We start from the raw sequence: 15,674 nt of genomic DNA on the forward strand, positions 1-15,674 counted from the left end.
AATGGGGCAAGCGCTTCAGAAAACCTGTCTTATTTACTTACCCATACTTCGGGCGATAAGCACCTCGTTTCTCTTGCTGAGCACGGCTTTTGTGTAAGTGCATCTACAATAACGATAGACGAGAATGGCACTCAGCTTTATGTCACCGAGTGGCAGGACAACACTGAAAATAAACGCAACAAAGGTATGGTCGATGCCATTATGCGAAGCCAGGCGGTGATATCGTTTACGACTGACGGAGAAATCTTGTCGGCCAACGATAACTTTTTATCCGCAATGGGCTATAGCGAAAGTGAAGTGGTGGGAAAGCATCATCGCATTTTTGTCGACAGTGATTATGCTCAAAGCGAAGAGTACCAGCAGTTTTGGAAAAAGCTAAAAAGCGGCGACGTACACAGCGGTGAGTTTTGCAGAATTAACAAGCAAGGCGAAGAGGTGTGGATCCAAGCGACCTACAACCCAGTATTTGATGACAACGGTGACGTAAATTACATCATCAAGTTTGCCTCTGATATTACAGCGCAAAAACAAAAAAATGCTGACTACGAAGGGCAGATTACGGCCATTAATAAATCACAGGCCGCTATTGAGTTTGATCTAGAAGGTACTATTCTTAACGCCAACGAAAACTTCCTCGCCGCAATGGGTTACAGCCTTTCTGAAATTAAAGGGCAGCATCACAGTATGTTTGTTGATCCAAGCTATAAGTTAAGCGCTGAATATGCAGCTTTTTGGCAAAGCTTAAAAGCCGGAGAGCACAGTGAGGGTGAGTATAAACGCATTGCAAAAGGTGGCAGGGAAATATGGATCCGCGCATCGTACAACCCCATTTTCGACAGCTCGGGTAAGCCATTTAAAGTCGTTAAATTTGCCACCGATGTAACGCAAGACAAGTTAAAAAATGCGTATTTCGAAGGACAAATTAACGCTATCAGTAAATCTCAGGCTGTGATCGAGTTTGATGTCGACGGCACTATCATTACTGCTAACGACAACTTCCTCAACACCATGGGCTACCGACTAGACGAAATCAAAGGTAAACATCACCAACTATTTGTGGATGAAGAAACCAGACAGTCAGAGTCGTACCAGCGTTTTTGGTCTGAACTTAAAGAAGGTAATTTCTTCTCAGGAGAATTTAAGCGCGTAAGCAAAGCAGGAAAAGCCGTTTGGATCCAAGCTTCTTACAACCCTATAGAAGACATGAATGGCAACCCGTTTAGGGTGGTCAAATACGCGACTAACATTACCGAAGAGAAGTTGAAAAACGCCTACTTTGAAGGCCAATTAAATGCCATTAGTAAGTCACAGGCCGTCATTGAGTTTGACCTTGAGGGGGTAATTTTAAACGCAAACAGCAACTTTTTAGCCGCGATGGGATATACCCTAGATGAAGTGAAAGGAAAGCATCACAGTATTTTTGTGGACCCTGCTTTCAAAAACAGTCCTGAATACGCAGCATTCTGGGAGCAATTGCGCCAAGGCGTTTATGCTAGCGGAGAATACAAGCGTTTCAACAAGTCAGGAAAACCAGTTTACATTCAAGCCTCCTACAACCCAATCCTAGACCAAAACGGCACGCCGTTTAGAGTCGTGAAATATGCCACGGACGTGACAGGAAGAACCTTAGCGGTAGAAAGCATTAAGTCTATTATGGCAAGTCTGACAGACGGTGATTTACTGAAAACGATAGAAGAGCCATTAGAAGGTGACTTTAAGGTGCTTGGCGAATCTATTAATCACTTTATTGGTGAACTGCGCGACACCATAGTGAAAATTCACACCGCTGTGGAAACCATCGATACGGCTTCAAATGAAATCGCCACCGGCAACGCCGATTTGTCTAGTCGTACCGAGCAGCAAGCGTCTAGCTTAGAAGAAACAGCGTCAGCCATGGAAGAGTTAACGGGCACAGTGAAGCTGAACGCAGAGAATGCCGATCAAGCAAAAGGCTTGGCAAGCCAGGCATCAGAAGTAGCATCAGAGGGCGGAAAGGTCATTGAACAAGTAGTGCATACCATGGGTGAAATTAACGACTCTGCCCAGCGTATATCTGACATCATCGGCGTTATTGATGGCATTGCTTTCCAAACTAACATACTCGCACTGAACGCAGCAGTCGAAGCTGCAAGAGCGGGCGAGCAAGGTCGCGGGTTTGCCGTTGTTGCCTCTGAGGTGAGAACGCTGGCGCAGCGCTCTGCCGAGGCGGCAAAAGACATAAAGGCGCTAATTTCTGCGTCGGTCGATAAAATTGGTGATGGCAACGTGTTGGTGAATAAGTCTGGGGAAACCATGGCCAACATCGTCACTGCAATTAAACGCGTTAACGACATTATGTCTGAAATTGCAGCGGCATCGTCTGAGCAAGCCACCGGAATACAGGAAGTGAGCAATGCGGTGGTTCAAATGGACGAAATGACTCAGCAAAATGCTGCGTTAGTTGAACAAGCAGCAGCAGCTGCAGACAGTATGAGACAGCAATCGGGTGAACTAGCCCAACGGGTGTCTGTGTTCAAAGTGGGAAGTAGTCGCAAGCCCACTCAGAATGCTGACATTCAGTCGCTAAACGGCAGCAAAGCATTACCTAAAGAGCGTGAAGTGCCCAAGCAGCGAATGAAAGCGCTGAACCCAGCGGCACCAGATGCGTCAGATTGGGAGGCGTTTTAGTGTATGACCGCTCTACAAAGCACGGATGCGCAAAGGGAATTTCCATATAGCCGAAGAGATTTTGAACGGGTTAAAAGCCTGCTGTTCAAACAAGCCGGAATTAACTTAGCTGATTCAAAAGATGCGATGGTATACAGCCGCCTTGCCAGGCGGCTGCGTGCACTAGAGATACACAGCTTTAAAGAGTACTTAGCGTATGTAGGAAGCTGTAAAGATGAAATGGAACACTTCATTAATGCGCTCACCACTAACCTCACGGCATTTTTCAGAGAGCCACATCACTTTGACGCACTTGCCAATTACCTGACAAAGCGACCTCAAACCAAGCGTATTTGGTGTGCCGCAAGCAGCACTGGCGAAGAGCCTTATAGTATTGCAATGACAGTGGCGTCGGTGTTTGGCACCTTTACCCCCAATGTACAAATACTTGCCACTGATATCGACAGTAAAGTTCTGCAAAAGGCTCGGGAAGGAGTGTATGCCCAAAACAGTATCAGTCAGCTGTCTTACGATTATAAAACGCAATTTTTCTATAGGGGAAAAGGCGCACAAACCGGAAGAGTAAGAGTAGTGGATGAGCTGAGAAAAATGGTGCAGTTCGAACCACTAAATTTGATGTCGCCAAACTGGTGTGTAGATGCGCCAGTGGACGTGATTTTTTGCCGTAACGTCATGATTTATTTCGATCGACCCACGCAGCGCAAAATTTTAGCGCGCATGGTTAAATTGATGTGCAATGACGGGATGTATGTCGCAGGGCACTCTGAGAACTTCACGATGTATCCTGAACTGGTCGCCCCCATGGGGAAAACCATTTATCGGCCAGTCGTTTAAAAGGAATTTGCAGTATGAGTCAGGACGAAAACCCCATTCGATACTTTGATAACCGCCTTCAAAAAGAAGCCGTTAAACTATTGCCGGGTCAGTACTATGCCACTGCTTCAGACAAAGCGCTGGTAACCATTCTTGGTTCTTGCGTAGCAGCGTGTATTTTCGATCAAGAAAAGAAGATTGGTGGTATGAATCACTTTATGTTGCCTGACCTCAACTTCACCACCAATCTCGACGCTTGCCTAGCCACAAAGTACGGTGTACACGCCATGAACATGTTAATTGATCAGCTTGTACACCTCGGCGCACGAAGAAATAAGTTGATGGCTAAAGCATTCGGAGGAGGAAAGGTGCTTCCTGGGTTTGTGCAGCAAGACATTGGACGAGTAAACGCTGAATTTGTCTTGGAGTATTTGGATGACGCGAACATACCGTTAATAAGTAGTGATTTAATGTCTACTTATGCTCGCAAAATTTATTACTTTCCTGCCGACGGTAATGTTTATATGAAGCGTATTCGCGAGTTTAACAATGCTACCCTCTACGAGCGCGAATCTACCCACCGGGTTCTACTTTCTGAACAAGCTAAGACGGGTGTAATTTCATTTTCGGAACAGTCACATGCCTATAAAAGTCCTCGTAGTTGATGACTCTGCGTTAATCCGCCAAATCCTTTCAGAAATAGTAACCCGAGATCCAGGTTTAACGCTTGTGGGTGCGGCGCCGGATGCTTATGCGGCGAAGCGAATGGTGCAAGAGTTCAGGCCAGACGTTATTACTCTGGACATTGAAATGCCGAAGGTAGACGGGTTACGTTTTTTAGAAGTAATGATGAAGGCGATGCCGACCCCAGTTGTGATGATATCTACGCTGACTGAAAGAGGTGCCGACGCAACACTGCGTGCGCTCGAACTAGGCGCTGTGGATTTTATGGCAAAGCCAAAGCTCGGCGTAGCGCAAGGTATGGCTGAATACGCGGCGGTTATTGTTGAAAAGATAAAAGCAGCAGCGCATTCGAGGTTAGGCCAACCTACGCAAACACGCTGCACAAAACATGCTTCTATGCGCTACACAGGAACCGAAAAGTTAATTGGTATAGGCGCATCAACTGGGGGAACCGAAGCAATAAAAGACGTTATCATGCATTTTCCCCGCAATGCACCGGCCACCATTATTTCCCAACACATGCCTCCAGGGTTCACAACCACCTACGCCAAGCGGCTCGATAGCCTTTGTGAAATAACCGTGAGAGAAGCGCACGGAGGGGAGCGTTTATTGCCTGGATTTGCGTACTTGGCACCAGGTAATAAACATTTAAAAGTGGAGCGTAGCGGCGCTGACTATCGTTTAACCCTTGATGATGGCCCCAAGGTATCGGGACACAAGCCCTCCGTTGATGTGATGTTTGACTCGCTGGCTGAGCATGCTGGCGCAAACGCGGTGGGTGTGCTGCTTACAGGCATGGGACGGGATGGAGCAAAAGGCCTTAAGAGTATGCACACAAAAGGCTCTGTTACGTTTTGTCAGGATGAAAAAACCTGCGTTGTTTACGGTATGCCTAAAGTGGCTGTAGAAATGAAAGCCGCTAGTTTTATCAAGCCGTTAGAAGATATCTCAGATGCAATTCTAGATACGCTAGAAGCATTGGGCGCGGGCTCGCGCCTTTAATCTTAATGCAATGCCCACAGTGCTGAACTATTGAAGCTTTTTAGTCTAGCGCAACACTGATTATTTGGTGTCACAAATGTCACCAAAGTAATAAGTTAACAAAAATATTCAAAAGTATAATTGTTGAAGCTGGAAACTTGACCATAATTTGATTGTGTTTTGTACATCCGTTAACGCGGTAGTAACAATTGAGGTGGGATTGTGGTCGCCATTGCAGCAAATTATCTGGATAACTTTTTCTCTAATAAGAGCAACGCGTTTATTATTGCGTTTCTTATGATGTTGGCGAGTTGGAGTCTGGCTTTCACCTCGATAGCGCACTTGGGGCTTGCTATCAGCTCTGTTTGCGTTTTATTTTTGCTTTTCGTACTTCTCAAAGTGGCAAAGGGTAATCAGGACTCTGCAGCCAATAGCACAAGCAGGCCATCACAAGATTTTTCATATTCAAACACAAACTCGTTAGCCAATGACTCTATGGATGTTGCTGTATCTGAAGCAAGCAGCATATTGACGATCACCTCATCAAACCTGGCCGATATATTTTCTACACAAAACGATGCTGTCGCTACCTTGAGCGATTCCTTTCTTTCGCTACAAACCCTTCTAGGCCAACAAGAAACTAGCATCAATAATCTGCTAACAGATGATGACGACAGCGACTGTGCCTATGCCGATAAAATGCGGACATTTGCTTCTGATACTGACATCACACTAACGCAATTCATCGCCTCAACAACTGAAATGACCGAGTCTACAAGGGCGTTAGAAACCCAAGTACAAACCATTCAGCAGGCCATGCCTACTGTCATTGAGGCGTTAAGTGGTATTGATGATATTTCTTCTCAGACTAATCTTTTGGCGTTAAACGCTGCCATTGAAGCAGCGCGTGCTGGTGAAGCAGGGCGCGGTTTTGCTGTTGTTGCCGATGAGGTCCGTGCGCTATCTACCCGCTCTACACAGTTTAGCGACGTTATAAAAACGCAAATAGAAAACATCAAATCGCTCATCGATAAACTAACGGAAACTGCAGAAGTGGTTGCTTCTCAGGACATTTCTCACGTGGTCAAAGCAAAAGACGCCATTAGCGAGCAGCTAAAAGGCATTATCAAAAAAGCCGAAGCCGACATAGAGGGCGCAAGTGAGCTTGAAGCTATTCGCCAACAACTAGCAGACTCAACTGCTGCCGCTATTCGCGGCTTACAATTTGGCGATATAAACGGTCAAAACCTTACCTACACCCGCGAGATTATTGATTTCATTGTGTTGCAGCTTTCAGAACTAAGCCCTGAGTCTGCGACAAAAGTGAAAGACAACCTAGCTAACTACCAGGTTTCGTTGACGGAAAAAGGGCAAGCAGATCACAACCCTGTTTCGTCAACGTCAATGGACGCAGGTGACGTAGAACTTTTTTAACAGCAAGAATAAACAGTTACACAACGATGTGTGATTAACCCTGACATTTTTATAGGTGATTGAGTTATGAGCAAAAGCATACTGATTGTGGACGACTCTGTGTCCATCCGCCAGATGGTAGAAATGACCCTTAAGTCAGCGAACTACAACGTTACTACTGCACAAGACGGCCAAGATGCGTTGGACAAATGCCAAGGCGCGCGTTTCGACTTCGTGCTTACCGATCAAAACATGCCTCGCATGGACGGATTAACGCTTATCAAATCGCTCAGAGGTTTAGCGAACTTCAAGTCGACGCCAATTGTCATGCTGACCACTGAAGCCGGTGATGACATGAAAGCAAAAGGCAAAGCCGCGGGAGCAACCGGATGGATGGTGAAACCTTTCGACCCCAATAAGCTACTTGATGTGATGAAGCGCGTTCTAGGTTAACAGAGTCGGTTTGAATAGGGTAAATGGGAGTCAGTCATGACCATTGATGTAAACCAATTTCACGGTGTGTTTTTTGACGAGAGTGATGAGCATCTCCAAGATATGGAGCAGTTGCTCATGACCTTGGATGTGGATGCGCCCGACCCCGAAGAGCTGAACAGTATCTTTAGAGCGGCGCACTCTATCAAAGGCGGCAGTGGGATTTTCGGGTTCGATGCACTAATGAATCTGACTCACGTAATGGAGAATTTGCTCGACAAAGCCCGAAACCAGGAAATTCAGGTTACGGCAGACATTGTCGACATATTTTTGCAAACCCTTGATGTATTGAAAGACACCTTATCGGCATATAAAGAACAAACAGATCTTCCCCAAGAACAAATTGATGCAAGCATAAAAGTCCTTGAAGATACCCTCGCAAGTGCGTCAGGACAAATGCCACAAAACGCAGAAGAAACATGTGATCAAACTACTCAAGGTGAAGCTAATACAGACGACGAGATTGATGGATTTGGATTCTTTGATGAAGACGAGACTGAATCTCAAGAAACCAATTTAGAAAGTTCTCAAAGTCAAAATATCTCAGATGACATTGAAGGCTTCGGACTTTTCGAAGATGAAGCAGCATCAGAAGAGACGCAGGCTAAAGGTGAAGCGAATACCAAGGTCGGCATAGCTGATGAGGGCTTTGGCTTTTTCGAACCCGACACCCTTCCTGTAAAAACAGACGCTACTGAATCTTCTTCGCAACAAGTTACACCAAAACAACCTATTGTGAAGCCCGTTAAAACCAAGCCAAAAGCAGCGACGAAAGAGGCAGCTTCAATTCGTGTCGATACCACCAAAATCGATGCGATGGTTAATCTGGTCGGCGAACTGGTGATTACTCAATCCATGCTTTCAAACGTGGGGCAGGAAGTTGAAGGGCAAGTCGGAGAGCGCCTACAGCTTGCTATAGACGAGTTGCAGCGCAATACCCGTGAAATTCAAGAATCAGTCATGTCTATGCGCATGTTGCCGGTAAACATGACGTTTAATCGCTTCCCTCGTGTGGTACGTGATTTGTCTTCTAAGCTAGGCAAAAAAGTGGATTTGGTGATTCAAGGTGGCAACACCGAAATAGATAAGAGCCTAATCGAAAAACTGGTCGACCCGCTTACGCATTTAGTAAGGAACAGTATCGATCACGGTATAGAAAGTCCTGAAAAACGCCTTGAAGCAGGCAAAGCCGAAAACGGCACAGTTATCTTAAGTGCAGAGCAGAAAGGTAGCAGTATCATTATTGGTATTATCGACGATGGAGCCGGTTTAAACAAAGCTCGCATTGTAGAGAAAGCCACACAAAACGGTCTTACGGTTACGCCAGATATGCCCGACAGTGAAATTTGGCAGCTTATATTTCAAGCGGGCTTTTCGACTGCTGCAGAAGTTACAGATGTGTCGGGCAGAGGTGTAGGCATGGATGTGGTTCGCAGGAATATCGAGTCTATTGGCGGGCGTATTGAAATTGAATCATCGCAGGGTGAGGGCTCTGCATTTTATATCCACTTACCACTCACGCTCGCTATCGTAGACGGCATGTGTGTATCGGTTGGCGATCAAATTTTCGTTATCCCACTACTTAACGTTATCGAATCATTTCAACCCACATCATCTCAAGTGAAAACCCTTGGCAATGACAAAGTACTGTGGATTAGAGACCAGTACTGGCCGCTGGTGTCACTTACTCAACTTATGCAGGTAGACGATGGCATCACTGAGCCAACCAAAGGGATCGTCGTGCTACTAGAAAGCAGTAAGAAGCGCTATGGCGTGCTGGTGGATTCGCTTGTGGGTCAACAACAAGTCGTAATTAAGAGCCTTGAGCAACATTACAAAAAAGTAGCAGGGATCGCAGGTGCAACCATTATGGGGGATGGCAAGGTAGCCATGATTTTGGATGCAGACTCGGTGGCTACTAACTGTACAAATGTTCCAAATGAAGAGGTTTCACTATGAGCGAAGCAGCCTTACAACAAGCCGTTAGCGCATCGAAAGAGAACGAATTCTTAAGTTTTGTCTTGGGCGAGGAGCACTATGCCCTTGATATCACAACCGTGAAGGAAATTCGTGGTTACGAACAGGTTACCAAAATTGCCAATGCGCCAAACTTCATTAAAGGCGTGATAAACCTTCGTGGCGACATTGTACCTATCGTCGACTTACGCATTAAGTTCAACGTAGGTGAAGCCACTTATAACGATTTTACTATCGTCATTATGCTTAACGTTCACGAGCGGATCGTTGGCATTGTGGTAGACGGCGTGTCTGACGTCATTCGCCTTTCCGAAGAAGACATGCTGCCGCCACCAGAGTTCGGTGTGGCGTTCGATAGCAAGTACCTTCACGGACTGGCCGATGTCGATGAGCACATGGTTATTTTAGTCAATATTGAAAGCTTAATTACAAGTAACGAATTGGGTTTAGTTGAAACAAAAGCACAAGTGGTAGAGGGCTGAGAAAATGGGAATTATGACGTGGTTAGAAGACTTCACAAAAGCAACGGACGTTAACCAAGCATTGAGAAATAAACAGGCACTTGATGCTACAACCTGTTGCATCATGATGGCCGATGCAGACAGAAATATTATCTATGCTAATCAGTCTGTAAAGTCGCTGCTTAAAGAAAACGAGAAGAAACTTCAGGCTGTACTCCCCAGTTTTTCTGCTGACAACTTGGAAGGTCAAAACATCGACCAGTTTCATCGCAATCCTTCGCATCAGCGCAATATCCTTGCTGAATTGAAATCGACAATGACCTCTACAATTAGCATTGGCGACTTGAACTTCAAACTCACCCTTACGCCGTTTTTTGACCAAGAGAATAACAATATAGGCACCATGGTTGAATGGGTTGATCAGTCAGAATTACTCATTAAAAGCACAATGCTTAATGTGTTGAATAATGCCCAGGCTGTTATCGAATTTAACGCCGATGGTGTTATCCAAAACGCGAACGACAATTTTCTTAATGCGCTTGGCTACAGCCTCAATGAAATTGTTGGCAACCATCACAAAATGTTTTGTGACGCACAATACATTCGCTCAGAAGAGTACGCCCAATTTTGGCGCGACCTCAAAGAGGGCAAGTCACAAAACGGCGAGTTTTGTCGATTCGACAAAATGGGGAAAGAGATTTGGATCCAAGCCACCTACAACCCGGTTTTCGATGGCGAAGGTAAAGTTATTCGCGTTGTGAAATTCGCCACCGACATCACTGCATCTAAGTTACGCAATGCCTATTTCGAAGGACAAATAGACGCAATAAACAAAGCGCAGGCCGTTATTGAATTTGACCTTGAGGGCAAAATTTTAAACGCCAACGAGAATTTCACAAACACGGTTGGCTACAGCCTGGATGAAATTAAAGGCAAGCATCACAGTATGTTTGTGGAAGATGAGTATAAGCGCAGTGTTGAGTACAGTCAGTTTTGGGAACAGTTGCGCCAAGGCGTGCAGTTCACTGATGAATTTAAGCGCGTGGGCAAAGGTGGGAAAGAAGTTTGGATCCAAGCGTCTTATAACCCTATTTTGGATCAAAACGGTAGACCTCACCGTGTGGTGAAATATGCCATTGATATTACTGGTAGAAAACAGGCCATTAGCGATATCAAAACCGCCATGAATGAATTGGTTCAGGGTAATTTAGATTGTCGCATTGAGCATGAGTTCGAGGGTGAATTTAAAGAGCTTGGCACGTCAATAAACCGCTTTATCGACGATATGCGTCGCATTATCGGTTCTATCAGTGATGTGATGACCCGCTTATCTGGCGGTGATTTAACGGCAGAGCTTGATGAACAGTTCGAGGGTGAATTCCAAGTACTAGGCGATGCTATCAATCAATTCGTTAGTGAAATGTCTGGCACTATCGGTTCAATTTACCAAGCAGTAGAGACAATCAATACGGCCTCGTCTGAAATTGCCACGGGGAATTCAGACCTATCAAGTCGTACCGAACAGCAAGCGTCTAGTCTTGAAGAAACGGCGTCGAGCATGGAAGAGCTTACCGGTACCGTCAAGCTCAACGCTGAAAATGCGGAACAAGCCAATAGCTTAGCGTCTCAGAGCTGTGAAATCGCGTCGCGGGGCGGTGAGCTAATCCGTCAGGTTGTGGACACCATGTCGTCTATCAACGAGTCTGCGCAGGAAATTTCAGACATCATCGGCGTAATCGACGGCATCGCATTCCAAACTAATATTCTGGCATTAAACGCTGCCGTAGAAGCTGCACGAGCAGGTGAGCAGGGCCGTGGCTTTGCGGTAGTTGCGTCAGAGGTACGAAGCCTGGCTCAGCGTTCTGCCGAAGCAGCAAAAGAAATCAAAGAGCTTATATCAGACTCGGTAAGCAAGATTGATGGCGGTAACAAACTCGTCAATCAGTCAGGCGACACCATGGAAGAAGTGGTGACTTCCATTAAGCGAGTTAACGACATTATGTCGGAAATTGCAGCGGCGAGTTCTGAGCAAGCTTCTGGAATTGAAGAGGTAAGTAAAGCCGTTGTGCAAATGGATGAAATGACGCAACAAAATGCAGCGCTGGTGGAAGAGGCTGCGGCTGCCGCAGAAAGTTTGCAGCAGCAAGCGGGAAGTTTATCTGAACGCGTATCAGCATTTAACATTGGTGATAAAGCGACGGTCAGTGAAGAAAAACCAATAAAGGTTGCATCAGTAAACAAGAATAAACACGTTGCACCGGTTACAGCAATTAAAACGCAAAAGAAACTGGCTCCAAAAGTACCAAGCAGTGACGATTGGGAGTCGTTCTAAAAAAGCGAAGGCGAATTCTTGAAAAGGAATTCGCCTTTTTTATTACACGGCATTGAGTTTGACGCTTTTAGAATAGAGCGTCGTAAATCAGGTGGATGGAATAATGGGCGTATTTAATATATTTCATAATGAAGAGTTAGTAGCGGCACAAAGTCTTTCACGCTTTCAAGAGCAAGCGCTAAGCGAAAGTACCGCATGTTTGATGTTGGTCGATGCCGAGGGAACGATCACCTTCGCTAACAAGGCATTTTATGCTTTAGCCAACGAGCATCAAACGCAGTTCGAGCGTGCTTTACCAGGCATTAATTTTCAAGGCCTGACGGGCTCTACTATGGCCGCGTTTTTCGCCAACAATAGCGACCTGAATTTGCGTTACAAAAGCTGTGATAGCAGCGATACCTTTTTACTGCCTGTGGGCGACTTACTCTTTACCCTTAAGTTATCTACCATTAAAAGTGTTGAAGGCGACAAGCTCGGCACCATGGTGGAATGGCTTAATGATCAGGAGCTGCAATATAAAACCGGTTTATTGGCAGGGTTAGATCGTTGCCAAGCCATTATTTCCTTTACGCCGGAGGGAATAGTAGAAGACGCCAATGAAAACTTTTTGAAGGTTACAGGCTATTCGAAAGAAGACATTGTTGGTAAGCATCATCGCCTTTTTGTATTGCCAGACTACGGCGTGTCTGAAGAATATAAATCATTCTGGGAATCGCTGCGAAACGGTGAGCACAGCAGCGGTGAATATTGCCGCGTAGCGAAAAACGGCGACAAAGTATGGATTCAAGCCTCTTACAACCCTATCTATGACAAGCTCGGAAATATTGTTCGGGTAGTAAAATTTGCTACCGATGTAACGGAGCAAAAACGCAAAAATGCAGACTACGAAGGCCAAATAAATGCCATCGACAAGTCCCTTGCTGTGATTGAGTTCGACCTTGAAGGCGTTATTCAAAACGCCAACGCAAACTTCTGCGCAACAACGGGATATGAGCTGAACGAAATCAAAGGTCAGCATCATAGTATGTTTGTTGAACCCAACTATAAAATGAGCCCTGAGTATGCAGCGTTCTGGCGTGACTTAAAGAAAGGTGACTTTAAGTCAGGCGAATTCAAACGGGTAAAAAAAGATGGCAGTGAGCTTTGGATCCAAGCGTCTTATAACCCTATTTTTGACGAGTTCGGCCAGCCAATAAAAGTGGTGAAATATGCCTCTGATGTGACTGAACAAAAGCTACAAAACGCGTTTAACACAGGGCAAATAGACGCAATAAGTAAATCACAAGCGGTGATCGAGTTTGATACAAAGGGCAATATTCTCGTCGCCAACGATAACTTTCTGGCAACGGTTGGCTATTCCCTAGATGAAATTGAGGGCAAACACCACCGCATTTTTGTCACTAAACAAGAGCGAGAATCTGAACAGTACCAATCGTTTTGGAAAAAACTGGCAGAAGGCCAATTTTACTCGGGTGAATTTCATAGAATTGCGAAAGACGGCTCAGATATTTGGATTCAAGCGACCTACAATCCTATTTTAGACATGAGTGGGAATGTAGTTAAAGTGGTGAAGTACGCCAGTAATATCACCGAACAGAAAGTTAAAAATGCCTACTTTGAAGGGCAGTTAGCTGCAATAGGAAAGTCTCAGGCCGTCATAGAGTTCAATATGGATGGCATTATTCAGCACGCCAATGAAAACTTTCTAACTACGGTGGGCTACACCTTAGATGAAATCAAAGGTAAGCATCACAGCATGTTCGTCGACCCTGCTCACCGAGCTAGCCCTGAATACGCGGCGTTTTGGGATGCGCTACGCAGCGGCACTTTTTCTTCAGGTGAATATCGTCGATTGGGTAAAAACGGCAAAGAGATATTTATTCAAGCCACGTATAACCCTATTTTAGACCACAACGGTAAGCCTTTCCGTGTAGTTAAGTTTGCTACCGATATTACGGGTAGAACCCAAGCTGTTGATGAAATTAAACACGTAATGACCAAGCTGACTGAGGGCGACTTAACGGTCAACATTGAACATGCTTTAGACGGTGACTTTGCTGTGTTGGGCGAGGCCATTAATCAGTTCATCAACGAAATGCGAGGCACCATCACAAGTATTAACGAAGCAGTAGAAACCATTAATGTGGCGTCGGGTGAGATTGCAACGGGAAATGCTGACTTATCAAGCCGCACCGAGCAGCAGGCATCCAGCCTGGAAGAAACTGCATCGAGTATGGAAGAGCTAACGGGAACCGTAAAACTCAACGCAGAGAATGCAGAGCAAGCGAATGGCTTAGCGGCACAGGCGAGTAAAATTGCTTCAGAAGGGGGGCAGGTTATAGGTGAAGTGGTGAAAACCATGACCCAAATCAACGACTCGGCACAAGAGATCTCTGACATTATTGGTGTTATAGACGGCATCGCTTTTCAAACTAATATTCTTGCTTTAAACGCAGCCGTTGAAGCTGCTCGCGCGGGCGAACAGGGGCGAGGCTTTGCGGTAGTTGCTTCAGAAGTAAGAAACTTAGCTCAGCGCTCAGCCGAAGCTGCTAAAGACATCAAAGAACTGATTTCCGACTCTGTTACTAAAATAGCCAGCGGTAACGAGCTGGTTGTGAAATCGGGTGACACCATGGCTGAGGTAGTAACTTCCATTAAGCGCGTAAACGACATTATGTCTGAAATTGCCGCTGCGTCTGCCGAGCAAGCGGCGGGCATTGAAGAGGTGAGCAAAGCGGTCATTCAAATGGATGAAATGACCCAACAAAATGCAGCACTGGTAGAAGAGGCTGCCGCCGCCGCGGACAGTTTGAAGCAGCAGTCGTTGCAACTTAATGAACGGGTATCGGTATTTGAAGTTGGAAAGGGCTTGTCAATGGAGCAAAAGCACATCGCTGCGCTCTCTCACACCGACTTCAAGCAGCCACGCGTAGCCTCAGTGATTAACAACGCGCCTCAAGCACAAGCATTGAAACCCGCACTGCCTGATGAAGCCGAGTGGGAGTCGTTCTAATGACAACGGTTCTTTCATCGCGCGATAGCACTCGGGAGTTCGCCTTTGAAAAGGCGGACTTCCACAAAGTGCAAAACATGCTTTTCAAAAAAGCAGGTATAAAGTTGTCAGACGCTAAAGAAGCGATGGTATACAGCAGATTGGCTCGGCGTATCAGAGCCCTTCAGCTCACAAGCTTTAACGATTATCTAGGCGTAGTTGATAAGTCTGAACCTGAGCTAGAGCAGTTCATCAATGCATTGACGACCAATCTTACGTCGTTTTTTCGCGAGCCACACCACTTCACTGCACTGGCCGAGCACTTAAAACAACATCCAGAAGTAACCACTATCTGGTGTGCTGCCAGCTCCACCGGAGAAGAGCCTTACTCTATTGCCATGGTCGTCGCAGAGGCGTTTGGAAGCTTCAAAACGCCTGTGAAAATCATTGCATCAGACATAGACAGTAAGGTACTGCAAAAAGCCAAAGCGGGTATTTATCCTTTAGCATCTATCGCGAAAATACCCGTCCAAAGACAAAAACAATTCTTCCATAAAGGTAAAGGTGCAAACGAGGGAAAAGTGAAAGTAGTGGATGAGTTAAGACATATGGTGCAGTTCAAAAAACTCAATCTTACCGATGCAAAGTGGGATGTAAAAGGTCCGCTCGATATCATTTTTTGTCGAAACGTAATGATTTACTTCGACAAGCCCACGCAATTAAACGTGTTACAAAGAATGGTGGGTATGTTAAAGCCTGCAGGACTTTATATGGCAGGGCATTCTGAAAACTTCAATATGTGTACTAATCTTGTGAGACCGGTAGGTAAAACTATATATCGCCCGGTTCATTAGGAGCACGT

At 45.6% G+C, this 15,674-nt stretch carries 11 protein-coding genes; all 11 read left to right on the top strand.

Going from position 1 to position 15,674, the window contains the following annotated elements:
- Window positions 1–186 precede the first annotated feature (186 nt).
- The 11 genes from MASE_RS20365 to MASE_RS01235 all read left to right on the top strand — a co-directional run bounded on the left by MASE_RS20365 (window position 187) and on the right by MASE_RS01235 (window position 15,666).
- A complete protein-coding gene (locus tag MASE_RS20365) occupies window positions 187–2,667 on the top strand; it encodes a methyl-accepting chemotaxis protein (RefSeq protein ID WP_434242048.1) in 2,481 nt (826 codons plus the stop codon).
- A 3-nt stretch (window positions 2,668–2,670) separates the two neighbouring features.
- Window positions 2,671–3,501: a CheR family methyltransferase gene (locus tag MASE_RS01190; RefSeq protein WP_014947937.1), complete on the top strand. Its 831-nt coding sequence runs from the start codon at window positions 2,671–2,673 to the stop codon at window positions 3,499–3,501.
- Between the two features lie 14 nt (window positions 3,502–3,515).
- A complete protein-coding gene (gene cheD, locus MASE_RS01195) occupies window positions 3,516–4,145 on the top strand; it encodes a chemoreceptor glutamine deamidase CheD (RefSeq protein WP_014947938.1) in 630 nt (209 codons plus the stop codon).
- Window positions 4,120–5,166 (top strand): protein-glutamate methylesterase/protein-glutamine glutaminase, encoded by a 1,047-nt coding sequence (locus tag MASE_RS01200; RefSeq protein WP_014947939.1) that lies wholly within the window; start codon window positions 4,120–4,122, stop codon window positions 5,164–5,166. Before cheD ends, MASE_RS01200 begins: the two co-directional genes overlap by 26 nt.
- 201 nt (window positions 5,167–5,367) lie before the next feature.
- Entirely contained in the window at window positions 5,368–6,579 is a 1,212-nt protein-coding gene (locus MASE_RS01205) for a methyl-accepting chemotaxis protein (RefSeq protein ID WP_014947940.1), read from the top strand.
- A 66-nt stretch (window positions 6,580–6,645) separates the two neighbouring features.
- Complete coding sequence (locus MASE_RS01210; RefSeq protein WP_014947941.1) at window positions 6,646–7,011, top strand: response regulator; 366 nt, start codon at window positions 6,646–6,648, stop codon at window positions 7,009–7,011.
- A 36-nt stretch (window positions 7,012–7,047) separates the two neighbouring features.
- Window positions 7,048–9,009 carry a chemotaxis protein CheA gene (locus tag MASE_RS01215; protein WP_014947942.1) on the top strand — a complete coding sequence of 654 codons (1,962 nt, stop codon included), beginning with the start codon at window positions 7,048–7,050 and terminating at the stop codon, window positions 9,007–9,009.
- Window positions 9,006–9,509, top strand: a complete 504-nt coding sequence (locus MASE_RS01220; RefSeq protein ID WP_014947943.1) for a chemotaxis protein CheW — start codon at window positions 9,006–9,008, stop codon at window positions 9,507–9,509. The genes MASE_RS01215 and MASE_RS01220 overlap by 4 nt, the downstream gene beginning before the upstream one ends.
- Before the next feature lie 4 nt (window positions 9,510–9,513).
- The gene (locus MASE_RS01225; protein WP_014947944.1) at window positions 9,514–11,820 is read left to right on the top strand and encodes a methyl-accepting chemotaxis protein; all 2,307 of its coding nucleotides are present in this window, start codon (window positions 9,514–9,516) and stop codon (window positions 11,818–11,820) included.
- Window positions 11,821–11,923: 103 nt separating this feature from the next.
- Window positions 11,924–14,833, top strand: a complete 2,910-nt coding sequence (locus tag MASE_RS20370; protein WP_014947945.1) for a methyl-accepting chemotaxis protein — start codon at window positions 11,924–11,926, stop codon at window positions 14,831–14,833.
- Window positions 14,833–15,666, top strand: a complete 834-nt coding sequence (locus MASE_RS01235) for a CheR family methyltransferase (protein WP_014947946.1) — start codon at window positions 14,833–14,835, stop codon at window positions 15,664–15,666. The genes MASE_RS20370 and MASE_RS01235 overlap by 1 nt, the downstream gene beginning before the upstream one ends.
- The last annotated feature ends 8 nt before the right edge of the window (window positions 15,667–15,674 follow it).

This window comes from Alteromonas macleodii ATCC 27126, from assembly GCF_000172635.2.
GTDB lineage: Bacteria > Pseudomonadota > Gammaproteobacteria > Enterobacterales > Alteromonadaceae > Alteromonas > Alteromonas macleodii.

Excerpts from the sequence above, each read along its gene's own strand:
- cheD (WP_014947938.1), top strand. The coding sequence starts at position 3,516 with ATGAGTCAGGACGAAAACCCCATTCGATACTTTGATAACCGCCTTCAA.
- MASE_RS01200 (WP_014947939.1), top strand. The coding sequence starts at position 4,120 with ATGCCTATAAAAGTCCTCGTAGTTGATGACTCTGCGTTAATCCGCCAA.
- MASE_RS20370 (WP_014947945.1), top strand. The coding sequence starts at position 11,924 with ATGGGCGTATTTAATATATTTCATAATGAAGAGTTAGTAGCGGCACAA.
- MASE_RS01190 (WP_014947937.1), top strand. The coding sequence starts at position 2,671 with ATGACCGCTCTACAAAGCACGGATGCGCAAAGGGAATTTCCATATAGC.
- MASE_RS01220 (WP_014947943.1), top strand. The coding sequence starts at position 9,006 with ATGAGCGAAGCAGCCTTACAACAAGCCGTTAGCGCATCGAAAGAGAAC.
- MASE_RS01210 (WP_014947941.1), top strand. The coding sequence starts at position 6,646 with ATGAGCAAAAGCATACTGATTGTGGACGACTCTGTGTCCATCCGCCAG.
- MASE_RS01225 (WP_014947944.1), top strand. The coding sequence starts at position 9,514 with ATGGGAATTATGACGTGGTTAGAAGACTTCACAAAAGCAACGGACGTT.
- MASE_RS01215 (WP_014947942.1), top strand. The coding sequence starts at position 7,048 with ATGACCATTGATGTAAACCAATTTCACGGTGTGTTTTTTGACGAGAGT.
- MASE_RS20365 (WP_434242048.1), top strand. The coding sequence starts at position 187 with ATGGTCGATGCCATTATGCGAAGCCAGGCGGTGATATCGTTTACGACT.
- MASE_RS01235 (WP_014947946.1), top strand. The coding sequence starts at position 14,833 with ATGACAACGGTTCTTTCATCGCGCGATAGCACTCGGGAGTTCGCCTTT.